This window comes from Siminovitchia sp. FSL H7-0308 (assembly GCF_037980985.1).
Classification (GTDB): Bacteria; Bacillota; Bacilli; order Bacillales; family Bacillaceae_C; genus Siminovitchia; species Siminovitchia thermophila.
Map to the genome: position 1 here is coordinate 3,237,999 of NZ_CP150282.1, position 23,251 is coordinate 3,261,249.

Here is a 23,251-nt window from a genome sequence, read left to right on the forward strand (position 1 = left end):
TAAGGATAACTCCTGCATTTAACAATGGACCAACAAGCGGAAAAGCGGGCCATTTTTTGATAGTCGATTCCCTATCATGCGACCCTGAAATCCCTCTATTGAGAAGTTCCCTATTTTTCCTCCAATAAAAATCCTTTCGGCAAATTGTCATGAGGATCCACAACAAACTGATGAAAACCAGTGATAAAGGCGTTGCCGGTCACTTTCGGGACAATTGCTTCATACGGCCCAACCTTTGTCAAGGAAAGTATTTCGCCGGTAAAGTGTCCATTCGTAATACTTTCATGGACAAAACTTTCACGCTCTCCCAATTTTCCATGAGCATGCAATGTGGCAAGCCGGGCACATGTGCCGGTTCCGCAAGGAGAACGATCCACTTGTTCATCGGCAAAGATGGTTACGTTCCGCAAATCGGCTTCCCCGCTTACAGGTTCATCCGAAAAAATGACGCCATAAATCCCATGCAAACCTTTTTCAATTGGGTGGACAACGTTGATTTTCTCCTCTATAAAGCGTTTTATTTTTGTCCCCCACTTTTGGATTGCCGGCAAATCTTTTTTATTTACTTTTAATCCGAGATCACCGCTATTGACTACAACGTAAAATGCCCCGCCGAAAGCGATATCCACGTGAAACTCATGTCCACCCAGTTGTACGGAGACATCTTTTTCCAATACAAAAGAAGGAACATTCTCAAAAGAAACCGCTTCTACGCGATCGTCAGTGGATTTTACGTACGCAACAATCTCCCCTGCGGGGCTGTCGATGATGAACTTCTGATTTTCTTCTGTCACTTTCAACCTTCCCGTTTCAATACCCATTGTCATGACCGCGACGATTCCGTGGCCGCACATCGTGCTCCAGCCTTCGTTGTGCATAAACAATACGCCAAAATCGGCGTGAGGACTGGCGGGTGGTGTCATGATGCATCCGTACATCCCATGATGGCCCCTTGGTTCGAACATGAGAACTTGCCGAATGTCATCCAAATATTCCATGCAATAAGCGCGTCTTTCCAATTGAGTTCTTCCTTTTATTTCAGGAAATCCATCGGTGATGATTCTAAGCGGCTCTCCAGATACATGAACATCAATGGTTGAATACAGTTGATTCATCATCATTTGACAGCACTCCATCCTTTGGTAAAAATCAAAGTAAAACGCTAAAGAAATTGAAGTACCACTTCAATTTATCCATAATACTATAGCAGTTGAAAAAATCTGTCAACATACTCTTTATACTTTTCTGATAAATTTGCGTTGATAAAATGTTTTATAATAGATAAAAAGTGAAAAATGAGGGAATCAGATGAATGTGTCAATCGGACAAAAGATGAAAATGTTGCGGAAGAAAAGAAAGCTTACTTTAAAGGAAATCGCAGATCAAACAGGATTGTCCATCAGCTTTTTATCACAAGTGGAAAGAATGAAATCATCGTTGACACTCGAGTCGTTGAAAAAAATATCGGATGTGCTTGAAGTCAACCCAAGTTACTTTTTCTCCGATGATGAAACGGCTGAACAGCCCACAGTCATTCGGGCAGGCGATGTACATGCGGATGAAACGGGGAGCCAGTTTGTCTACAAAAACTTGGCCGGGCAATATAAAGGATTGGGGTTCATCCCTTTACTCGTTTTATTAAACCCAGGCGAAAACAAAGGGAGTCAGTTTACCCATGCGGGAAAAGAATTCCTGTTTGTGCTTGAAGGCATGTTAACGGTGCAAGCGGGCGAGCAAGAATATCATTTGCATCCCCGCGATTCCATTATTATTGATTCCAGCCAGCCGCACTACTGGCTAAATGTAACAGAAAAGCCGGTTTCATTTTTATGTATTTCTACCGAGTAATTCAAAAGTCCCTTACTTTCAAATAACCCGATTACAATCCCTTGTAAGTAACCAACAATAGAAGCAGGCTTTTCTCGTTTCTTTACAACAATGCTAAAAACGATAAAGCAATTTATAATTGAATTAGGCGCTACATTCACTAAACTTGCAAGATGCCGTCATGTAAAACCATGTTACAGCCTTGCTGGACCTATTGGCAGGAAATGATTGCGCTTTCTATCGTTTTTTATTCCCAAGAAAATTGCTATAAAAGGAGAGTTGAGGCTAATGGGACTAACGAGGGATTTTTTTATAACGCTTTCTCAAAACCAGGCATTAAATAGTGCTGCGAAACGTTGGGGTTTAAAACTGGGAGCCCAGTCTGTTGTTGCCGGAACAAATATAGAAGAAATGATCGCCAGTGTAAAAAAACTGAACGCACAAGGTATTTCTGCAACCGTTGACAATCTGGGAGAATTTGTTTATGAACGTGAAGAAGCTTTAAAAGCAAAAGAAGAAATTTTGGCAGTCATCCAGGCGATTCACGATCATCAGGTGGATGCTCATATTTCGTTAAAGCCCACTCAATTGGGACTGGATATCAGTTACAATTTTTGTCTTGAAAATTTAAGAGAGATTATCGAAAAAGCAAATCAATATGGTATTTTTGTCAATTTCGACACGGAAGATTATGGTCACTTACAACCCACGTTTGATTTGATTGACGAACTATCTGCTGATTACAACAATATAGGCACTGTCATTCAAGCTTATTTTTACCATTCCATGGAAAATATTAAGAAATATAAAGATTTTCGCTTAAGAATTGTCAAAGGGGCCTATAAAGAGCCTGAACATCTTGCTTATCAAGATAAAAAGGATATTGATGAAAACTACATCAAATTAATTGAGTATCATTTACTCAACGGTAAATTTACGTCCATTGCCACCCATGACCACCATATTATTAATCATGTAAAACAGTTTGTGAAGCAACATAACATCCCGAAAGATAAGTTTGAATTTCAAATGTTATATGGATTTAGGAAGGATCTGCAGCTTCAGTTAGTGAAGGAAGGATTTCATTTTTGCACCTACGTCCCGTTCGGCAATGATTGGTTTGGCTATTTCATGCGCCGCTTGGCCGAGCGCCCACAAAATCTTTCGTTAATTGCCAAACAAATATTCAACAAGAAAACGAACACCGCGATTGGAGTAGGGGCTTTGGCTTTGATTTTAATGAGGGCAAATAAAAAGAGAAAAAAGCATACCGCTAAACAACGGAAATGCTCCGGGAATTACAAAAAATAGAACATTGGAATATCAAACAGGTGGGAGAACAAAACGTTTTCTCCACCTGAATTTGTATAAAAGATCAATTTTCTTTTGGCTAGTGGCGCCCTTTTGTGAACCTGTACTGAATGTAAAGCGCCGAGAGAGCCACTTGTGAGCGAAGTACTGAATCAGATCCTTTGGGAAATTCCATATGATAACCGCTGTAGAAGATCCCATATATATGGAAACAAAGGAAATTCAGTGGGAGAAAACGGCACCTACATGCCCGATTCGTTCAACGAACATTCAGTAGGAAATGGAAGAAAACGCCTACTGAATGAAGTGTCACTTTATGGTTCGTTTTTTCATCAGCTGATTTAGTTGTGTCCCACCCCCAATTGCAGGGTGGAGCCAACCCTTTTACTAGGAGAGCAAAAGTTCTCATATCTACCACCAAATAGGTTTCTTTGTCATGGGAAGGGCGAACTTCTCCATACCGATTGATCCAACATGATGCAATCCCAAGCTCGGAGACAGGAATAATATCGTATTTAAAACCAAAACCCGCACGTAGAATCTCTGATTGATCAAGCCCTAATGTTTCAAGTGCTAAATAAATCGCGAAGCCAAGGCAATTCTTTTAAATGTGCAAAGCTTCGTTCCGCGTTTTCTTTAAAAGCATTTACGTAGCCATCTAAATAATGATTAGTTCTTTGGTGGAAGGAGACAAAACCTCACATCCGTTTTCTGTAATGTGAAGCATGTCTTCGACACGGGCTCCTCCGATATCTTCCAAATAGATGCCCGGCTCAATGGTGACGACCATTCCCGGCTGCAATGTTTTCTCGAGGTCCACTGAAAACAGCGGCTTTTCATGCACTTCCAGACCGATCCCATGCCCTGTTCCGGTGCCGGAATATTTGTTGTAGCCCGATGCAATCAAAATTTCTCTCATATACTTGTCCACTTCCTGATCGGTCATCCCGGCTTTCAAATGGTTGAGACAGTTCTGAAACGACTCTAACACCACTTGATGAATCTCTTTCATTTTTTGGCCTGGATCGCCAATCGCCACGACTCGCGAAATATCAGACCAGTAGCCGTTGTAGTTTGTCCCAAAATCAATGGTAATCATATCTCCTTTTTCAATCACTTTGTCGCTGGCCCTTCCATGCGGCAACGACGACCTCTTTCCCGAAGCAACAATGGGCGTAAAGGTGGATGCGCTGCCCCCATTTTGTTTGATAAAGCTTTCCAACTCCGCCGCTACTTCCATTTCCGTTAATCCCGGCCTGATTATCTCCAACACATGGAGAAAAGCTTCGTTCGTAATGCGGGAGGAAATTCTTATATTCTCCAGCTCATCATCGTTTTTCACCATCCGCAAATCTTCCACCATATCATAGGTAGGGACAAGCTCCATATGCAACTGTTCTTTTAATTTTGCATAGTTTCCAAAGTTCAAGTGTTGCTGCTCAAAACCGAGACGTTCCACACCCAAACGTTTGATTTGCTTCGTTGCTTCGTCATAAATTTTATGTTTATGACCGGTATGCTCCTTATGCAGGACGATGTCCAATTCTGTCTGTTTTTTCGCTTGTTCAAAATAGCGGTAGTCTGTTATCAAAATCGCCTCGTCCTTCGTAATCAAGATAAGCCCGTTAGACCCGGTAAATCCGGACACATACCGCCTGTTCCATTCCCCATTGATCATAAAGCCGTCCATATCCAGCTCATCAAATCTGTTCCGCAGTTGTACAATCCGTTCCATAATCAGAACCTCCTGCTATATTAAAAATAATAGAATCCTATTACCGTAGTCATCAACATGACAAACAATCCGGTACGTAATGCCCAGACACTGAAAGAAGAAGTACGAATGACAGCAGGCTGTCGGGAACCTTCCGTTTCAGAGACGTATTCTTCCAGCTTAGAGGTACTCCGCAAAAACTTTTTAAAGCTTTGGAAGAAACGATCAAACACTCTTTTTTCCAACATAAAAACAAATCCGCCTGCCATAAAAAGAATAAGTCCCCCCAAAAATAAGGCATCCAAATAGACAACATGGGCCCAGCCAAATAATGATGCTGCCACAATGAGGCCAGTCAGTATGCGCAACCAGCTTGTTTTCATTGATTGTCCCCCTTTAACCTGTTTAGATAAAATGGGAGCAAGTTTCTTTTGTCAACCGTTCATACTCCTCTTCATTGCATAATACCCAGTGGTCTTTTGTTACCTCTCTCAACAGACAATCCGCCGAAGCTACTGTCCAATCCTGTTTCGGCAGTCTGATCCTTTTCTTTTCCATCTTGGGATCGGGAACCGGTATGGCCGACAAAAGGGTTTTTGTATAAGGATGGAGCGGATTTTGATATAGCGTATCGCTTTCCGCCACCTCCACCAATTTTCCCTGATACATCACCCCGATACGGTCGCTGATGTACTTCACCATAGAAAGGTCGTGGGCGATAAATAAGTACGTCAGTCCATTTTCCCGTTGCAGTCTTTTCATCAAGTTAATGATCTGAGCTTGAATGGAAACATCCAACGCGGAGATCGGTTCATCCGCTATTATAAATTCCGGGTCAACAGCGAGCGCTCGGGCAATCCCGATCCGCTGCCTTTGTCCCCCGCTGAATTCGTGGGGATAACGGTTGGCATGCTCTTTTCGGAGCCCTACCGTTTCCAACAGTTCATACACTTTGTCTGTCCGCTCTTGCCCGGACGTATATAATTGATAAATATCCATGCCTTCCGAGATGATATCGCCAACTGTCCATCTTGGATCGAGTGAAGAATACGGGTCTTGAAAAATCATTTGGATGTCCTTATGTAAATTCATCCGGTGCCGTCCATGCATGTTGGTTCCTTTAAACAAGATTTCTCCCGCTGTTGGTTCATATAAGCGCGTGAGCGTCCTCCCGGTTGTCGACTTTCCACAACCCGATTCACCGACAAGACCGAACGTTTCCCCTTTAAAAATGTGAAACGTAATGCCGTCCACCGCTTTCAAAATGTTGTTTTTTCCACTCTTAAAATGCAGCGCGAGACCGTTTACTTCCAACAATTTTTCCTTGCCGACCGTTTTAGAAGGACTTTGTTTTTCGTTTAACATAAGCTTTTGTCCCGCCTGTTTCCCCTTCTTTTTTCCGGCAGCTTTTTTATGAAGCAGCCAGGTGGCCGCAAAATGGGTTTCCGACACCTGAAACATGGGAGGCTCGTACAAAAAATCAATTTTTAAAGCAAGAGGATTTCTTAAAGCAAAGGCGTCCCCTTTTGGAGGATGCAACAGGTTCGGAGGCGCGCCGGGAATCGCCTCCAGCTCTTCCTGATCCGTATGCAAATCAGGCATGGCCGCCAACAGTCCTGTTGTATAAGGGTGCTGGGGATTGTAAAAAACTTCGTTCGTTTTCCCAACCTCCACTATTTTTCCGGCATACATCACGGCAACCCGATCTGCCACATTGGCAACGACTCCCAAGTCATGGGTAATAAAAATGATCGATGTTTTCTTCTTTCTTTGGATTTCTTTCAACAGGTCCAGCACCTGTGCTTGCACAGTGACATCCAGGGCGGTCGTAGGTTCATCCGCAATTATTATTTCCGGATTGGATGAAAGGGCCATCGCAATAACCACTCTCTGTTGCATTCCTCCGGAAAGCTGATGAGGGTATTGCTTTAAACGCTCTTCAGGATGGTTAATGCCAACAAGGTCCAATAGCTCAACTGTTCTTTCGTTCGCTTCTCTTTTTGACAGTTGTTGATGCGCCAAAATCCCTTCCCTTATTTGCTTTCCCACTGTCATCGTCGGATTTAACGACGTCATCGGATCTTGAAATATGACCGATATGCCAGATCCGCGGATATCCATGAATTCTTTATTCGAGTAATTTGCGATATCCCTCTGTTCATACCAAATGCTGCCGCTCACCACTTTTCCCGCCGGCTTCGGAATGAGCCCCATAATGCTTTTACAACATCACTGACTTCCCGGACCCGGATTCACCGACAACAGCCAATGTCTCTCCTTTATACAAGTCGAATGAAACACCCCGGACAGCCTTCACTTCCCCATCAGTCGTATCAAATGATATGTGCAGGTCCTCTACTGACAGTATTTTCTCCACCTTTTTCACCTCTACTTCTTCATTTTCGGGTCAAAAGAATCACGAAGACCATCGCCAAGTAAATTGAAACTGATCATGATCAAGCTAATAATCACCGATGAAAACATCAGCATATGCGGGTAAATTTTCAACAGCTTAAATCCGTCATTTACGATTGTTCCGAGAGAAGCGATGGGCGGCTGCAGGCCCAAGCCGATGAAGCTGAGAAATGCCTCCGTAAAAATCGCGCTTGGAATGGTAAACATCGTCGTGATAATGATTGGACCCAATGAGTTTGGAATGAGGTGTCCCCAAATAAGTCTGCGATCCGTGGCACCCAATGTTTTCGATGCCAGGAAAAACTCATGTCCTTTCAGTTTCAGTACTTGTCCTCTAACAATCCTCGCCATATTCACCCATCCGGTAATCACCATTGCCAACGTAATCGAAACGATTCCGGGCTTTAAAACTAAAATAAATAAAATGACGACAATTAAATTCGGAATTCCCATTAAAATTTCGATGATCCGCTGCATCGCATTATCGACCCTGCCGCCATAGTAAGCAGATATACTCCCGTATGCCACACCGATCAACAAATCCAACGCCGCCGCCAAAAACGCGATATATAAAGAAATTCTCGTCCCCTGCCATATTCGCGTCCATAAATCCCGGCCCAAATCATCGGTTCCAAACCAAAAATAACCGGCAACATCTTTTTCCTGATATTGATCCGTCCCGTTTATATCCACTCCATCCAATCCCAAAAATGGGATGTGTTCTAGGACCGGAATCTTTGGCGGCAGATTGGCCCTAGTCAAATCCTGATCGTCAAACCCGTGAGAATTCATGAGCGGACCGAATACCGCCAAAAAAACAATGATGATAATGCAAATCAGCCCGGCAAAAGCCCCTTTGTTTTTCTTCAGGCGAATCCATGAATCCCGCCAAAAGGTGGAAGCGGGACGGCTTTCTTCCTTTTTTTGATGATATGTTTCATCCGATTGCTCAAATAGCTCGTCGTTTAATTCCATCTCATTGATGTTCATTTTCGTCCACCCCCTGATAGGCGAATTCTCGGATCCATCACACCGTACAGCAGATCGACAATAAATATGGCCAGGATAAATAGGAAACTATAAAACAAAGTCACGCCCATGATCACAGGATAATCATTCGTTAATATCGACTTGACAAACTGTTCACCCAGTCCCGGTACGCTGAATATTTTCTCGACAACGAGCGTCCCCGTCATCAGTGAAACAGTCAAAGGACCCATGATCGTAATAATGGGAATCATGGCATTGCGAAGACCGTGCCTGAAAATGACAGCCACTTCCCCCACCCCTTTCGCGCGGGCCGTTGTCATATATTCATGTCCAAGCACTTCAAGCATTTCGGTTCGCATGAAACGGGCAATGGTCGCGACAACGAATGCCGCTAGCGCGATTGTGGGCAAAATGGAGTACTCAAACCCCTCCCAAAACGCGACAGGAAGCCATTGGAGACGCACTCCCACCCAATATTGAAGAAGACCCGCCAACACAAAGTTGGGAATGGACAATCCCAAAACCGCCACAACCATCGCTCCATAATCAATAACCGTGTTATGTCTGATGGCAGCGACAATTCCCAACAGCAGTCCGATGATTGTTCCTACCGCCAACGACTGTGCTCCAAGCACAGCGGACACGCCAATCCTCTCTCCAATAATGCTTGTCACTGGCCGCCCATCAAACTGAAAAGAAACACCAAAGTCCCCTTTGATAATATTGCTTACATATTTGACATACTGAACACCCATCGGTTCATTTAAGCCATATCTCTCATACAAAACTTCTTTTTGCTCAGGGGTCAGGCGTTCATCGTTAAAGGGAGACCCGGGCAATGTCTGCATTAAAAAAAATGTGAAAGTTGTGATCAATAAAAAGGTGAGCGCCATATACCCAAGTCGGCTGGCAATATATTTCTTCACATTTTTCACCACCTTTAAAGGAATATCATTCCACGACAAGCTCCACCACTGAAGGAAATTCGGATATAAATGAACTACTTTTCAACGGATACCCACTGGAATGAAGCGGTTGAATTCGCATGGGCCACATACCCTTTTACATACGGTTTGATGAGTCTTGCGGACCCCGCTTGGTACATTGGTGAAATGGCGCCTTCCTGGCCGATCAATAGATTTTCCGCTTCCTGGAGTTCTTCAAATCGCTGTTGAATATCAGAGAAATCAGACATCGTTTTTTTGACTAGGCTGTCATACTTTTCGTTGTTAAAGTCTTGCCAATTATATGGGCCGTCAGATAAAAAGACAGATAAAAATTCAACCGGGTCGGACACATCGTTTCTCCAGCCCGAATGGGACAAGTCGTAATCCTGCGCTTCTTCAAGCGCCAACTTCTGCTTGTTTGGCTGTTGATTAATCGAAATGCTCAAACCGGGCAAGTTCTTTTCCAACTGATTTTTCATATATTCCGCAATCGACTTTCTTTGTTCATCGTCATAACTCAAAAGTTCCAAAGAAATGTCCTTTGTACCCAATTCCTCAAGACCTTTTTTCCACAACGCCTGCGCTTCTTTCAGATCTCCCTTATTCAAATCACCGAATTTCTCCCGGAAATCTTCTCCATCCTCAGACTGTACAAACCCCGGAAAGACAAGCCAATATGCGGCTTTTGATCCGTTTTTCAATATGGAATCGGCAGCCTGTTCTTTGTCCCAAGCCATGTCAATCGCTTTCCGGATGTTTACGTTTTGTAGATATTGATTCTTTTGGTTCATCCTTAAAAAGTACACTTCCGACTTTAATGAAGTCGTAAATTCCGCATGATCTTTATAGGCATCGACAAAGTCAGATGATAAATTGACAGCATCAATAGCGCCGGTTTCATACAAGTTCACGCTTGTCGCCATATCTTTTGCGACATTGTAGCGGATTTCTTCCACTTTTACATTTTCCTCATCCCAATATGACGAGTTTTTCTTCAACGTCCATTTTTGATCGTGATCCCAAGAATCAAGCTGGAAAGGTCCATTAAAGATCAAATGTTCCGGTTCCAACGCGTATTGATCGCCTTTGGATTCGACAAATTCTTCATGTTGCGGATAAAAAACAGCATGGGCTAATAATTCTGTAAAATACGGAACACTGTTCACCAACTCGACTTCGAGAGTGGATGCGTCAATCGCTTTTACTCCGAGCTGATCTGTTTTTCCGTACAAATCGCTTTTGGAATTTTGAATCTCTTCCGCCCCTTTTACCGCATTCATTAAATACGCATGTGGAGAAATTGTTTCCGGAGCCAGGTTCCTTCTCCATGCATAGACAAAGTCGTCGGCCTTTACAGGATCACCATTGCTCCAAACCGCGTCTTCCTTCAATTGAAACGTATACTTTTTCCCATCTTTACTGACTTCATACGAATCTACCACACCTTCAATAATTTCATCATTCTCATTCAAACGAAAAAGACCTTCAAAAATGTTTTGGATGATCGTTTGTGACAGCCCGTCCATGGTGCCATTCGTTCTTAATGTTGGTATTTCACCTTCCACCGACAGATTGAGAACCTGCCCAGATTCCGCTTTCTCTCTTCCACCTGTATCCATTTTCCCGTCCTTTGTCGCCTTTTTGTCTCCCCCGTAGCAGCCGGCAAGCGTTAGGAAACTTGCAAATAAAAGAACCATCAGCCAATAGCGCCTTTTGTTTTCCATGTACTTGTCCTCCCCATTTTATTGATGTAAACGGTTTCAATTAAAAAGTAAATGACTATGTACATTGTCAAATTTCTTTGAAAACGGCTTGTCAAAATTTTTAAGCACTGTCTATTTTCTTTTACAACGATTAGTTTGTAATAGTATATTTCAGCTTACTCTTGACGCAATCCATTGCGAAACTTTTCCAACAAGTTGCCTGTCTTCTCACATACATTCTTTTTTGGAACGGTTGCCTCCCCTCCTTTTATTGTAGTTATTAATATTGCAATATTTATGCCAGCTTTCCCGTGGCACATTTCTTGCTTTTTTATGTTTAAATAGAAGAAAAGGGGATGAATGGAAACGTATGTATGAAAAAAGAAGAACTCTATTAAATAAACATTTATCAGAAAAAGGAATAGAAGCGGGAATCATTATCGATCCGGCCAATGTGTATTATTACACCGGCTTCCTATCTGAGCCTTACGAACGGTTTATGGCCTACGTCACTTGCCCAAAAGCAGAAAAGGCCTTTTTGTTTGTACCCGCTTTGGATTTTGAAGCTGCCCAAATGGATGCCGACATGGAGACAATCATTCCCATCGCCGATGATGAAGATCCTTTTGAAGTGTTGAAAAATTGCATGGGTTCCATTCCAACCTGTTTTGGGATCGAAGGAAAAGCCTTCTCCTATGACCGTTATACGAATTTGCTAAAAATGTATCCCGGCGCTCAAATAAAAGATGTACAGCCGTTTATTAATCAGCAGAGGGAGAAAAAATCAAGGGCGGAAGTAGAAAAGCTATCCCATTCTATAAAGCTAATTGAAAAAGTGCTGGCCGAAGGTATCAAAAAAGTTGCGGCAGGCATGACAGAAGCCGAATTGACTGCTGAGCTTGAGTTTTTGATGCGTAAGTTTGGAGCGGACGGCCCTTCTTTTTCCACCATCGTCCTTTCCGGTGAAAAATCCGCTCTGCCGCACGGTTCACCCGGAGATCGCAAGTTGGAAGAAGGAGACTTCCTGCTAATTGATTTTGGTGTCGTCAAAGATGGGTATTGCTCTGACATCACGAGAACTTTTGTACTGGGGGAGCCATCTGAAAAACAAAAAGAGATCTATAACATTGTCTTGACATCAAATGAAGCCGGAATTCAGGCAGTAAAGGCCGGAGTCCCCTTGAAAACATTTGATATCGCGGCCAGGAAGGTCATTATAGATCATGGATATGGCCAATACTTCAACAACCGGGTTGGACATGGACTGGGCATTGAGGTCCATGAATCGCCTTCCATCCACCAACATTATGAAGAGATCGCCGAAAAAGGTCTCGTTTTTACAATTGAGCCAGGAATTTATATACCCGGAGAGGGTGGAGTCCGAATCGAAGATATTGTGTACATCAATGAGAGAGGAGAAGCAGAAGTACTCACTTCCTTCCCGAAAAAGCTGCAAACCCTTTAAATAGACTGGGCCATACCTCAACATAAAAGGCTTCGGATTCGTTTCTAATCCGAAGCCTTCATTGATGAAGGGGGTATTTTAAAAAGATCCAACTGATCGCCGCTTTTGTTTACAATAAATCTTCCTTGTTGGTGACCGTATCCGCGGAGTCGGGAATGATGTCTTTTCCGGCAATCCTTGTAAAGTGGTCAGGAGCGTATTGGGCTTTTAGTTTCATGCCTATCAGGTAAATGAATACGGATGCAATCAGGGACTGAACTGCTGGAATTCCAAAAGGGACAAGATACTGTGTTACATATCCCAGGAATCCTCCGCCCGCCATGGCAATTGTTGCCACCCAATTCCAGCCTTCCTTGTCCTCCCAATTTTTATTTCGAATAAAAAAGAAATCGGCAAACATGACACCCGCAATGGCTGGATAGATCACACCCAAAAGTACGAGAAAATCCATAAAGTAAGACAGGATGCCCAGCAACGCTAAAAGTACGCCAACAGCCGAACCGATCACTGTGAGCCAGGCACGTCCTCGTCCCGATTGGACATTAAACATATTAGCGGCTGCCAGTCCGATAGAGTAGCTGGCAACAAGTTGGCTAGTCCACAAAGCGAGCCACAAAATTAAAAATCCCCAAAATGGAAAGCCCAAATTTTGCATCACAAGAACGATATCAGCTTCGCCCACACCTACTGACATAATGGCTCCTGTCAAAAAGAACACAAAACCAATGACAACGATTCCCAATGGTATCAATGCCTGATCTTTTAGGGCTGGTTTAGAATATCGCGTATAGTCTGAAGCAATTAACCATTGCGCCACATTCGCGCCCAAAACGAGGCTGATGCCTCCCATGAATGTCATGGTTGGTTCCGGACTCCAAGACATGATGGCATCCCAGCCTGTTCCTTTCAGGACGTAAAAAACAGCCGCTGTAATCAATAATAATCCTGAAGGGACTGCCAAATAGTCAGTCCATTTCATGGAATGATAGCCAATGACCGCCGGCAAAGCAAAAAGAGCCCCGGCTAATACTGTTAATAATGCCCATAAAATTCGGGAATTCGCATAATCAATCCCGAATACCGCCGCAATCGCATTTCCAGCAACAGCCGTATTTACCGCGAACCACCCCACATTTAAAATCACTAAAGCCAATGCAATAATAAATCTTGCTTGTAAAGATCCAAAACTGTTTCTCGCGATGACTGAAGAAGGCAGTCCCGTTTTGGCGCCAATATATCCTTGCAGGGCATTGCCTGCCCACTGGATGATCACCAACCCTATCAGAAGAATGACCAAAACCTTTGTCAGTCCAAAACTGCCTGCAAGGGCTGCCCCAATCATGATCACCGGGACAGAGAACTCCAATCCTCCAAAAATTGTCGCAGGCACAATCCAGTGTTGTCTTTCGGATGCAGGTACACGATTCATTGCGGAGTCTTTATCTAAAAAACTCATGTGAATTCCCCCGATTTCCTCTCATTTTAGGCTCTCTCCATATACATTTTTTGAGCGCCTTTTAGCCAAATCATCTCTCCCAATTCCGTCAACGTTTCTATATCACACTCTTTTACTCGTCCAATGACGTTCACTGGCTCCTCGCCACATTTACTTCTCGTCATTTCTGCCCCATAGTAGATGGCTATGACATGTTTTTGCTCTTCGTTTTCTCCTCTTCTCCAGTTGCTCCAATAACACACTTCTCCCAAGCTTGTATAGATCGTTTGATCCTCCGGAGGAATTTTTTGATCGATGGGCAATTCGGCATTGATCTCCCTTCCTGACCATCTGGAATGTACTGCTTCACTTTTAAAAGGCAACATCTTATAAATTTCTCGCGCTGTCCTGCTGTCCTCGTTTAAATGCACAAATAAGCTTTTGCCCGATTGAAATGTGATTTTGATTTTTTTCACGTTTGCTACTCCTTCTCGCACATTTATATCTGAATATTCTGACTTATATTTTAAAAAAGGAATTCTTTTGAACCAAAAGAATTCTTTCAAAGATGTCCATCCCTATCCGTCTATATATTCTTTTCTTAAATCGCTTTCTATGTCTTCCTGTCTGCGTAAGGAATACTTGCCAAAACCGCCGCCGCCTCCGGTTTTAACAATCACTCGATCTCCTTTGCTCAATTCTTTTCCATTCACCTTTAAAATATGCTCGCTGCCGTGTCCAGAAACAATTTCAACGTCCGGCTCCTGGCCCGGTTCTCCTCCAAAAAGTCCCCATGCAGGTGTTTTGGATCGCTCAAACCACAGTGATACATAAGTTTCGTCACGTAACACTTCATATTCTCTTATAACCCCAAGACCGCCCCTGAACTGCCCTTTTCCACCGGAATTTTTTCTTAAAGCGTATTGGTTGATCCGGATCGGGTATTTGGATTCAAACACCTCAATAGGCAAATTTTTAAAATCTCCACTTACATGGTTAATCAAAGCCGATGGCCCATCGCCGCCTTGGAATGCTCCCCAACCGCCTGCTGTTGCTTCCACACTTAAAAATTCACTGTTATTGTCTTTTCCTGCAAAAGTGACAACCATTGAATCTCCGTAATGGGCGGCCGCTGCTTTTTCCTTCATAACGGGAGAAAGAGCTTTAATGATGAGGTCTATTAATAGACCTAATGGTGTAAAATACCACCCGCAAGGCGCAGGTTCAACGGCATGAAAAACGGTTCCCTCTGGCGCCACGACACGGAGCGTTTTAAAGTTCCCGCCCGTGACAGGAGCACTCGGGCTGATTAGATCTTTAAATGCAACCCTGCAAGCAGAAATTGTCTGGGCATAGCCACAGTTTGTCTGCCCTCTCCTTTGACGGCTTGATCCCGATAAATCAATCGTTATATGTTCGCCTTCCACTAAAACTTTTACTTTTACATAAATAGGTTCATCGTTTGTCCCGTCATTATCAAGATACCCCTCCGCCTCGTATGCTCCATCTGGTATTTTCTCGATGACTTCTCTATCCAACATCTCAGATTGCAAGAAAATATCATGTATACAATGGCCGATTCTTTCGAGACCAAACTTATCTATTAACTCTTTAAATCTTTTTTCACCCGTTCTGCACGCTGCCACTTGAGCATTCAAGTCACCTAAAGCCGCTTCCGGAAAGCGGTTATTCGTTGTTATTAACCGTATAACATGTTCCAGAGGTTTGAAATTTTCATATATTTTCGTAGGAGGGATACGAATGCCCTCCTGGAAAATACTTGTGGCATCCATCGGATATCCCGGATCTTTTGATCCGATGTCAAGCCAGTGGGCTCTTGTAGCGGTAAATCCCACAAGTTGCCCTTCGTAAAAAATCGGAGAAAATGTCGTTACATCATTTAAGTGGGTTCCTCCAATATAGGAATCATTTAATATATATAAATCGCCTTCTTTGTACTTCTCTATCCCGCCTATTAAGTCCGTCGTTATTTTAATGCATTCATCCAGGTTGCCGAGGAATATGGGCAATCCGGCCGATTGGCCTAGCAACCGGACCTCTTTGTCAAATAAACAAACACTGCAATCCTTCATTTCATAAATGATCGGGGAAAAAGCGCTTCTGGCTAAACTGGCATTCATTTCATCCGCAGCAGAGATCAGGGCATTTCGCACAATTTCAGTAGTAACGGGATTTTCTAAAAAGTTTTTTTCTTGCACTTTCATGAATATACCTCCTCTTTGCTGAAGATTTTTTCAATTTGAATGTTCTTATTTTCATCAATCAAAACAGCGTATTTAGGCGGAATCACCATTGTCGTGTTCTGATCTTCAATAATAGCCGGGCCTGTCAAATTGTTTCCGTTCATCAAATCCGCCGTTGAGTATATCCCGGTTCTTTTGGCTTCACCACTCCAAAAAGTCTCTCTTGTATGCTGAGGCATTACTGTTTTGCTGTCCTTTTCCTCTTTTTGATGAAACTCCAATTTCTCCAAATCACCTATGGCGGTCATCCTGAGATTCACGATTTCCGTTGGATTATCCGGATTATGATGCCCATATATTTCGAAATGAGCTTGATGGAATAAGCGCTCCAAATCATGTGGATCATCCGAATGATTCACAATGTTGATCGTGTATTCTTGCCCCACATAGCGCACATCCATGCTTTTCTGAAGACGTATTTTATGAGAGCTGATATGCTGCTGGCGCATCATGTCCATACATTCTTCTTTCATTTCTTCATATAGGGAATGCATTCTGTCTTTATCAACGCTTAACAATAATGAGTGATCATTTCTGACAGAATCAAAACGAATATCTGTTTGCAGCATTCCCCAAGCGGAAAATGTCCCGGATGTGTTTGGAACGAATATTTTTTGTATCCCCAATGACTCGGCAATCATTACCGCATGCATGGGTCCGGCGCCGCCAAAGGCCACCATCGTAAAATCACGCGGATCAATGCCTTTTCTGACAGTCAGAGTCCGGATGGCATCTGCCATCTTCGCATTGGCAATATTACATATGCCTTCAGCCGTTTCTTCGACAGATAACCCAATTTCATCTGCCACAGATTGGATGGCCTTATAAGCGGCTTTCTTGTCCAGTTTCATCCCTCCCCCCAAGAAATGATCCGGATCAATCCTGCCAAGAATTAAATTGGCATCAGTGACAGTAGGTTTTTTCCCGCCGTTGCCGTAACAGGCTGGGCCCGGGTACGATCCGGCACTCTCCGGGCCGACTCTCAATCCTCCTCCCTCTGTATAGGCGATGGAGCCCCCTCCGGCACCAATCGTATGAATATTCACCATAGGTGAAAGAAGTGGAAAGCCTTCCATCATTGTTTCAGCGGTAATATCCGGTTCCCCGTCAATCGTCATGCTCACATCAAAGCTCGTACCGCCCATGTCTACACAAATTAAGTTTTTTTCATTTATGAGCGCAGAGAGATTGGCACCTCCGATCGTGCCGCCCACCGGCCCGGACATAAGCGTTTGCAAAGGCAGTTGCTTAGCCACCTTTGATGTCATCACACCGCCATTTGACTGCATAATGTAAATATCGTTTGTATATCCGCTTTCAGCTAGCATCGTTTCCAACTTATTTAAATATTTCCTGACGATCGGAGCGATGTACGCATTCATGATCGTGGTGCTTGTACGCTCATATTCACGCCACTCTCTTGCAATATCACTAGAAAGCGAGACTGGGATATTCAGCTCTTTTTCTATCAAATCCTTTACGGCCTGCTCATGGATTGGATTTCTGTAAGAGTGCAAAAAGCAAACAGCGACGGCTTCATAATGGTTTTTTTTCAGACGGTTCACCAATTTTTTAACTTCCTCATTGTCAATTGGCTGTAATATTTCTCCGTCATGGGAAACTCGCTCCGCCATTTCATATATGTGTTCTCTATCAACCAGTGGAGCTGGTTTTTTATACTGAATATTGTACATGTCCACACGGTTGGCTCTGCCAATCTCATAAACATCCCGAAATCCTTCTGTTGTGACCAATGCAACCTTGGCACCTTTTCTCTCCAACAAAGCATTGAGCCCCGAAGTCGTACCATGCACAAAATATTCAATTTCATTGAAATCCCTTACATATTTACTGATAGATTGCATGACGCCTTCAGCCAGGTTATCAGGTGTTGTCAATGTTTTATGAGTGTGGAAACTCCGGGTTTTTTTATCGTATAAAACCAAATCTGTAAATGTTCCACCTATGTCTACTCCTAAACGGTAACGGTGCATGGTATATCCTCCTCATTTCTTTCAGATATGAACGTGCAGTGAACAATTGTTATGCGCTTACATTATTTCATTCGCAAGCAGTTTTATCTGCTGCGAATCAAAAAACGGCTGGTGTTACAGAGCTGACTAATGTCGTCTCGCTATCAAGCGGATTTTCCCATTTATGAGGAATGGTTGAAGGAAAATGGATGGCATCTCCCTTTTTTAACAAGTATGTTTTGTCATGAATATAAATGAGAACCTCGCCTTCCAATACATAATAAAACTCTTCTCCCGGATGCTGAACCAATTCCGGATCTTTATGTTTTGGATCTAACGTAATAATAAAGGCATCTATTTTTCTTTCTGGGAACTGACTGCTTAATCTGATGAGCGTGGAATCCGAACTGCCTATTCGAAAAGGATGTTGGTCTTTTTTATAAACCGCATAGTTTACATCCCTCTCCTCTTCGAAGAAATAGACCATGGGCACTTCTAAAGCATCTGCTATTTTCTTCAATGAAGTGATCGCCAATGACGTTGTTCCTCTCTCGACTTGCGATAAAAAACTAATGGAAAGACCAGTCGCCGTACTCAGCTCTTTTAAAGTCAGCCTCCTCTCTTTTCTCAACTTTTGAATCTTAATAAAAATGTCCTCCATCAAAATCCTCTCTTCTCTATTTTTACAGTATTACTGAAATTATTTATGATTATACTGTAAAAAATAGAGTGAATCAACCTTTTTTTTAATAAAATTGATTTTTCATGAAAAGGTTTTATGAGGAAGTGGCCGGGACATAAGCAAATACGAAATAGCAAAAACCGAACAATTCATTTATAATTGTCCGGTTTATTTGTGTAAAAAAATCCCCATCATCGCTACGTCAACATATTTCGCTTTCCGTCGGGAGTAAATCAAAATAGTCGCTAGTAAACCCCAAAAGTCGCTTCCCCCAAAAAAGACGAGTAAAATCCCCAAAGGGGAGGATGGATTTGCCGTGATTAAGTTTTCTTCGAGGGTTTCTTGACAGCCTAGGGGCTGGGACATAAGTTGAAAGTTGATTAATATTCGTAAAAATCGTTAGAATAATACCGCGTGAAATCAAGGTTTTAAACTTGATTCCATGCGATTTATTTCATTTTTACAAGGGGACGTCCCGGCCCCTTTATGGCAGTTTTTCTCTAAAAATCTATTGATTACGATCTCACTTTCACCCAAACACTTTTTACCTCGGTATATTCATTCAGCGCATAGCTTCCAAGTTCTCGGCCGATTCCCGATTGTTTATAGCCCCCAAATGGCGCGCCTTCCATTTCCAAGCTGTAGTCATTAATCCAAACGGTTCCTGCCTCGAGACGACTGGCCACATAATGGGCAGTTTGAATATTTTCCGACCAGATTCCGGCGGCCAAACCATAATGACTGTCGTTTGCCCTGCGAATGACCTCTTCTACCGTGTCAAACGGCATCACCACAACGACCGGCCCGAAAATTTCTTCCCTGGCGATGGTCATATCGTCTGTCACATCGGCAAAAATAGTCGGTTGCATGAAGAAGCCTGTATCGAATGCCCGTTTTCCGCCTGCAACCATTTTGGCTCCTTCTTCCTCTCCCTTTTGAACATAGCCAAGGACGCGTTCTAATTGTTTCATGGATATGAGCGGCCCCATTTCCGTTTTATCGTCCAACCCATTGCCAAGAACGAGTTCGTTCGCTTTTTCAACTAGGGCATTCAACACTTGATCATACAATGAACGCTGGACGTAGACGCGTGAACCCGCGCTGCAATTTTGCCCATGATTGTACATGATCCCTTGGAAAGCCCCTTCAATCGCTTCTTCCACATTGGCATCTTCAAAAATAATATTTGGCGATTTGCCTCCGAGCTCCAGGGTTACATGTTTGATTTGATCTGCCGCTTTCTTCATAATGTTTTTTCCCGTGACGGTCGATCCGGTAAATGCAACTTTATTTACTTTCGGATGGGTGACGATTGCTTCGCCCGCTTCGGGCCCGAATCCCGGAACAATATTGACCACACCGTCGGGAAAGCCTGCCTCTTTAAAAAGTCTTGCTGTATAAAGAAGCGACAAGGGAGTCTGTTCGGCAGGCTTGATGACAACAGTGCAACCCGTTGCAAGTGCCGCTCCCAGTTTCCATGAGGCCATTGCCAGCGGAAAATTCCAGGGAATAATCTGCCCCACCACCCCGACTGGCTCATGAACCGTATAATTTAAATATTGTTTAGAGATGGGAATCGTTTGTCCATACAACTTCGTCGCCCAGCCGGCATAATAGCGAAAATGGTTCACGGTTCCATCCACATCATCTTCCAGGGCATTTTTAAATGGCTTGCCATTATCAAGCGTTTCAAGCTGGGCAAGCTCTTCTCTGTTCTCCTCCAGCAAATCAGCCAATTTATAGATCAAATGTGAGCGCTCGGCCGTTGTCAAAGCAGACCATGGTCCTTCATGAAAAGCCCTGTGGGCGGCCTCGACAGCCGCATCAATATCTTCTGCCTGTGCTTCGCTCACCGTTGCCAGCACTTCCTCTGTCGCCGGATTTAATGTTTCAAATGTTTTCCCGCTTTTCGCCGGCACAAAATTTCCATTTATATATAGACCAATCGGTTTACTTAAAAAATCCTTTACCTTTTCATTCAAAGTTGCATAAGAAGTAATCATAGATAAGTCTCCTTTTTGTAATAGAATACATTTTTATACAAATCTTTTTCCTTCTAAATAAACTTCTTTTATTTCTTCGAGGTGATTGAGATCTAATAAAGGGTTTTGATCCATTAAAATAAAATCGGCGAAATAGCCTTCTGTAATTTGGCCTGTAGGAATTCCTAATATCTTTCCCGCATTGACTGTCGCCGTTTTCAAAATGTCTCTAGGATTATTCACATATTTATTCATTGTATGAAGTTCACCCAGCAAAGAGGGGTGAGGAGTGGATATGGATCCGGCATCCGAACCGGCGCCAACAAGCACTTGATCAAAAAACTGACAAAATGCTTTCTCGTGCGCCTCTATTACTTTTTTTGCTTTTTCTCGGGCATATAAAGGCACATGCTCCAGACTGGCAAGCTTTTGATAGACTTCCAATGTCGGTACCCACGATGAACCCTTTCTATTCATTAACTCGACGATCTCCTCATCGATATAATGACCATGCTCGATTGAATCTACTCCCGCATTAATAGAGTTGATAATCCCCTCCCTTCCAATGGCATGGGAGGCTACCTTAAGATCAAATCGATTAGCCTCCTCACATATAATCTTTAACTCTTCGTAAGTGAGTTCCGATCTTTCGGCTACTTCGCCTTTGCTTCTGCCATATACTCCTCCGGTGGCGCTTACTTTAATAACCCCGGCATGTTTGTATATTTGCTCTCGTGTCGCTTTTAGAACTTCGGAAGGTCCATCCGAAAAACTTCCCCAAAAAGGATCATGTCCGCCCGTCATCGTGATCGTTTTTCCACATGCGACTAATCTTGAACCGGCGATCAGGTTTCTATCGGCTGCTTCGGCCACATGTAAGGCAATATCTTTTATGGAACCAAGATCCCTGATTGTCGTAATCCCTTTCGTTATATATTTTTGGTAATTGGTTACAGCGCGAATGATAATTTGTTCATAGCTTTCTTCCGCATTCGTTTTAACAGGGTCCGTCTCACCGTCCCAAATAATATGGACATGTAAATCGATTAATCCAGGAAGCAAAAACATCCCGCTTCTATCAATGACATGCTTATCTGATGGAATTTGATCACTTGGTAAAACTTTATAAATCATCTCATCTTTAATCCAAATAGCCTGCTCTTCTTTCAATGCCAGATTTTCACCACAAAAAGCCGTTACCCCATTTATGATAAATTCCATAAACATACCTCCGATAAATGGATCATTTAGTTGCAAATTTTTTTCATCAGATTTTTGCGGACATTGCAATATGTTCAAGGACTCATGAAAAATTTGTCCAATACGGTGACAGGCAGTCACTATTTGTCCTGCGAATCTGCAACAGGCGTATCGGAGAAAGTCCGGATGTATAGTAACTCCCGGATTAACGATAGGTTAAATCTTCTAATTCACGCGGGTATTCGGTGATGAGTCTATGACCATTCTCAGTCAGTATAAGTGTATCTGAGTGTCTAAATCCCCCTATGCCTGGAATGAAAATTCCCGGCTCAATCGTAAATACCATCCCCTTTTTTAACATCAAATCATTATCAAACCGTAATGAAGGCTCTTCATGCGCGGATATCCCAATGCCATGCCCAGCCCTGTGAATGGCGTACTGTCCAAATCCAGCCTCTCTTAACACATTTCTTGATACCTCGTCGACTTCAGCGGCCGTAACTCCCGGTTTAATAAAATCAATTGATGCTTGCTGGGCCAGTTTTGCCGCTTCAAAACCTCTTCTTTGCTCTTTCGTTAATTCGCCAAGGACTACCGTTCTTTCCAGCTCGGCCCGATAACCGTTGAGTGCCACTTGACGGCTATGAATAATCACATCTCCTTTTCGTAGTTTCCTTGTATTTGAAAAGACATGCGGCATGATCGTGCGTTCTATGCCGGAAGGAGACATGGCAAATAAATCCAGTGTTGAGTTTGGATGCTTTTTAGCCGTTTCCTTAAATAAAGCTTCATTTCCTGCCGCATCCATTTCGATTTCCGTGATTCCTTCTCTACACGCCTTTAAAGATTGATCTACCGCCAAGTTGGCAAGCCGGCCCGCTTCCTCTATCAACTTCAACTCTTCTTCATCTTTTATATAACGCATTTCAACGATTTTTTGTCCTACATCAACGAGTGTAAATCCCAACTTCCGTATCCATTCAGCCAGACCCGCGGAAGTCGCACTCATATCGATGCCGATTTTTGATCCTGTCGAATACGGAACGAGCAATTTTTCCAAATGTTGATATGGATGAATACCTTCCTTTGCTTTTTCCGGATGTTCATAATAAGTAAGAATACGATCTATCTTTGCTTCTTCCTTGGCATGAACCTCTTCCAACGCCGGAACGATTAAGCTCGTTGATTTTTCATCTAGCACAAATAGAATGGGACGCGAATATAAGATCGCCTTAAAGGAACTGAGATAATATTGATGATCCGGATTAGAAATGACACAAGCCGCAAGCCCTTGCTCATTCATAAACGTTATTAATTCATTTAACCGATGGTCTATATTCATT

Annotated in this window: 18 protein-coding genes and 1 pseudogene; 3 read left to right on the forward strand and 16 right to left on the reverse strand. The window is 43.0% G+C overall.

Annotated elements, in window-relative coordinates; genetic code table 11:
• Positions 1-110: 110 nt before the first annotated feature.
• Positions 111-1,121, reverse strand: a complete 1,011-nt coding sequence (locus tag MHB50_RS15310) for a proline racemase family protein (RefSeq protein ID WP_340084127.1) — start codon at positions 1,119-1,121, stop codon at positions 111-113.
• 187 nt (positions 1,122-1,308) lie between these two features.
• Here MHB50_RS15310 and MHB50_RS15315 point away from each other — a divergent pair, with 187 nt between their 5' ends.
• Together MHB50_RS15315 and MHB50_RS15320 are read left to right on the forward strand one after the other, a co-directional pair.
• Positions 1,309-1,848: an XRE family transcriptional regulator gene (locus MHB50_RS15315; protein WP_077113555.1), complete on the forward strand. Its 540-nt coding sequence runs from the start codon at positions 1,309-1,311 to the stop codon at positions 1,846-1,848.
• A gap of 267 nt (positions 1,849-2,115) precedes the next feature.
• Complete coding sequence (locus tag MHB50_RS15320) at positions 2,116-3,138, forward strand: proline dehydrogenase family protein (protein ID WP_077113556.1); 1,023 nt, start codon at positions 2,116-2,118, stop codon at positions 3,136-3,138.
• A gap of 658 nt (positions 3,139-3,796) precedes the next feature.
• On the opposite strand, the gene MHB50_RS15325 is transcribed toward MHB50_RS15320, so the two are convergent.
• From MHB50_RS15325 to MHB50_RS15355, 7 genes and pseudogenes are all read right to left on the reverse strand, one after another.
• Positions 3,797-4,873, reverse strand: coding sequence for a Xaa-Pro peptidase family protein (locus MHB50_RS15325; RefSeq protein ID WP_077113558.1), 1,077 nt, complete (start codon positions 4,871-4,873; stop codon positions 3,797-3,799).
• A 20-nt stretch (positions 4,874-4,893) separates the two neighbouring features.
• Positions 4,894-5,235 (reverse strand): DUF3899 domain-containing protein, encoded by a 342-nt coding sequence (locus tag MHB50_RS15330; protein ID WP_340084129.1) that lies wholly within the window; start codon positions 5,233-5,235, stop codon positions 4,894-4,896.
• Between the two features lie 22 nt (positions 5,236-5,257).
• Entirely contained in the window at positions 5,258-6,217 is a 960-nt protein-coding gene (locus MHB50_RS15335) for an ATP-binding cassette domain-containing protein (RefSeq protein WP_236017037.1), read from the reverse strand.
• A 45-nt stretch (positions 6,218-6,262) separates the two neighbouring features.
• Positions 6,263-7,229, reverse strand: a pseudogene (locus MHB50_RS15340) (ABC transporter ATP-binding protein); the annotation flags it as partial.
• 11 nt (positions 7,230-7,240) lie between these two features.
• Positions 7,241-8,257, reverse strand: a complete 1,017-nt coding sequence (gene opp3C / locus MHB50_RS15345; protein WP_339164644.1) for an oligopeptide ABC transporter permease — start codon at positions 8,255-8,257, stop codon at positions 7,241-7,243.
• Complete coding sequence (gene opp3b, locus MHB50_RS15350; RefSeq protein WP_339164646.1) at positions 8,254-9,183, reverse strand: oligopeptide ABC transporter permease; 930 nt, start codon at positions 9,181-9,183, stop codon at positions 8,254-8,256. The genes opp3C and opp3b overlap by 4 nt, the downstream gene beginning before the upstream one ends.
• Before the next feature lie 74 nt (positions 9,184-9,257).
• Complete coding sequence (locus MHB50_RS15355) at positions 9,258-10,928, reverse strand: peptide ABC transporter substrate-binding protein (RefSeq protein ID WP_340084130.1); 1,671 nt, start codon at positions 10,926-10,928, stop codon at positions 9,258-9,260.
• A gap of 349 nt (positions 10,929-11,277) precedes the next feature.
• On the opposite strand from MHB50_RS15355, the gene MHB50_RS15360 reads away from it, so the two are divergent.
• Entirely contained in the window at positions 11,278-12,372 is a 1,095-nt protein-coding gene (locus MHB50_RS15360) for a Xaa-Pro peptidase family protein (RefSeq protein ID WP_340084131.1), read from the forward strand.
• Between the two features lie 109 nt (positions 12,373-12,481).
• On the opposite strand, the gene MHB50_RS15365 is transcribed toward MHB50_RS15360, so the two are convergent.
• The 8 genes from MHB50_RS15365 to MHB50_RS15400 form a co-directional block, all read right to left on the reverse strand.
• Positions 12,482-13,828 (reverse strand): cytosine permease, encoded by a 1,347-nt coding sequence (locus MHB50_RS15365; RefSeq protein WP_077113564.1) that lies wholly within the window; start codon positions 13,826-13,828, stop codon positions 12,482-12,484.
• A 26-nt stretch (positions 13,829-13,854) separates the two neighbouring features.
• Complete coding sequence (locus MHB50_RS15370) at positions 13,855-14,283, reverse strand: cyclophilin-like fold protein (protein WP_077113623.1); 429 nt, start codon at positions 14,281-14,283, stop codon at positions 13,855-13,857.
• Positions 14,284-14,385: 102 nt separating this feature from the next.
• Positions 14,386-16,032: a hydantoinase B/oxoprolinase family protein gene (locus MHB50_RS15375; RefSeq protein WP_077113565.1), complete on the reverse strand. Its 1,647-nt coding sequence runs from the start codon at positions 16,030-16,032 to the stop codon at positions 14,386-14,388.
• Positions 16,029-18,065 carry a hydantoinase/oxoprolinase family protein gene (locus MHB50_RS15380; RefSeq protein ID WP_340084132.1) on the reverse strand — a complete coding sequence of 679 codons (2,037 nt, stop codon included), beginning with the start codon at positions 18,063-18,065 and terminating at the stop codon, positions 16,029-16,031. Before MHB50_RS15380 ends, MHB50_RS15375 begins: the two co-directional genes overlap by 4 nt.
• Before the next feature lie 97 nt (positions 18,066-18,162).
• A complete protein-coding gene (locus tag MHB50_RS15385) occupies positions 18,163-18,705 on the reverse strand; it encodes a cupin domain-containing protein (protein WP_339164655.1) in 543 nt (180 codons plus the stop codon).
• A gap of 536 nt (positions 18,706-19,241) precedes the next feature.
• Positions 19,242-20,729: an aldehyde dehydrogenase family protein gene (locus tag MHB50_RS15390; RefSeq protein ID WP_340084133.1), complete on the reverse strand. Its 1,488-nt coding sequence runs from the start codon at positions 20,727-20,729 to the stop codon at positions 19,242-19,244.
• Positions 20,730-20,762: 33 nt separating this feature from the next.
• Positions 20,763-21,929 (reverse strand): amidohydrolase family protein, encoded by a 1,167-nt coding sequence (locus tag MHB50_RS15395; protein WP_205179052.1) that lies wholly within the window; start codon positions 21,927-21,929, stop codon positions 20,763-20,765.
• A 184-nt stretch (positions 21,930-22,113) separates the two neighbouring features.
• On the reverse strand, positions 22,114-23,250 hold the full coding sequence (locus MHB50_RS15400) for a Xaa-Pro peptidase family protein (RefSeq protein WP_340084134.1): 1,137 nt from the start codon (positions 23,248-23,250) through the stop codon (positions 22,114-22,116).
• Position 23,251: the final 1 nt, after the last annotated feature.

Excerpts from the sequence above, each read along its gene's own strand:
- MHB50_RS15330 (WP_340084129.1), bottom strand. The coding sequence starts at position 5,235 with ATGAAAACAAGCTGGTTGCGCATACTGACTGGCCTCATTGTGGCAGCA.
- MHB50_RS15385 (WP_339164655.1), bottom strand. The coding sequence starts at position 18,705 with ATGGAGGACATTTTTATTAAGATTCAAAAGTTGAGAAAAGAGAGGAGG.
- MHB50_RS15395 (WP_205179052.1), bottom strand. The coding sequence starts at position 21,929 with ATGGAATTTATCATAAATGGGGTAACGGCTTTTTGTGGTGAAAATCTG.
- MHB50_RS15365 (WP_077113564.1), bottom strand. The coding sequence starts at position 13,828 with ATGAGTTTTTTAGATAAAGACTCCGCAATGAATCGTGTACCTGCATCC.
- MHB50_RS15315 (WP_077113555.1), top strand. The coding sequence starts at position 1,309 with ATGAATGTGTCAATCGGACAAAAGATGAAAATGTTGCGGAAGAAAAGA.
- MHB50_RS15375 (WP_077113565.1), bottom strand. The coding sequence starts at position 16,032 with ATGAAAGTGCAAGAAAAAAACTTTTTAGAAAATCCCGTTACTACTGAA.
- MHB50_RS15335 (WP_236017037.1), bottom strand. The coding sequence starts at position 6,217 with ATGTTAAACGAAAAACAAAGTCCTTCTAAAACGGTCGGCAAGGAAAAA.
- MHB50_RS15380 (WP_340084132.1), bottom strand. The coding sequence starts at position 18,065 with ATGCACCGTTACCGTTTAGGAGTAGACATAGGTGGAACATTTACAGAT.
- MHB50_RS15360 (WP_340084131.1), top strand. The coding sequence starts at position 11,278 with ATGTATGAAAAAAGAAGAACTCTATTAAATAAACATTTATCAGAAAAA.
- MHB50_RS15310 (WP_340084127.1), bottom strand. The coding sequence starts at position 1,121 with ATGATGATGAATCAACTGTATTCAACCATTGATGTTCATGTATCTGGA.
- MHB50_RS15325 (WP_077113558.1), bottom strand. The coding sequence starts at position 4,873 with ATGGAACGGATTGTACAACTGCGGAACAGATTTGATGAGCTGGATATG.
- MHB50_RS15390 (WP_340084133.1), bottom strand. The coding sequence starts at position 20,729 with ATGATTACTTCTTATGCAACTTTGAATGAAAAGGTAAAGGATTTTTTA.
- opp3C (WP_339164644.1), bottom strand. The coding sequence starts at position 8,257 with ATGAACATCAATGAGATGGAATTAAACGACGAGCTATTTGAGCAATCG.
- MHB50_RS15355 (WP_340084130.1), bottom strand. The coding sequence starts at position 10,928 with ATGGAAAACAAAAGGCGCTATTGGCTGATGGTTCTTTTATTTGCAAGT.
- MHB50_RS15400 (WP_340084134.1), bottom strand. The coding sequence starts at position 23,250 with ATGAATATAGACCATCGGTTAAATGAATTAATAACGTTTATGAATGAG.
- MHB50_RS15320 (WP_077113556.1), top strand. The coding sequence starts at position 2,116 with ATGGGACTAACGAGGGATTTTTTTATAACGCTTTCTCAAAACCAGGCA.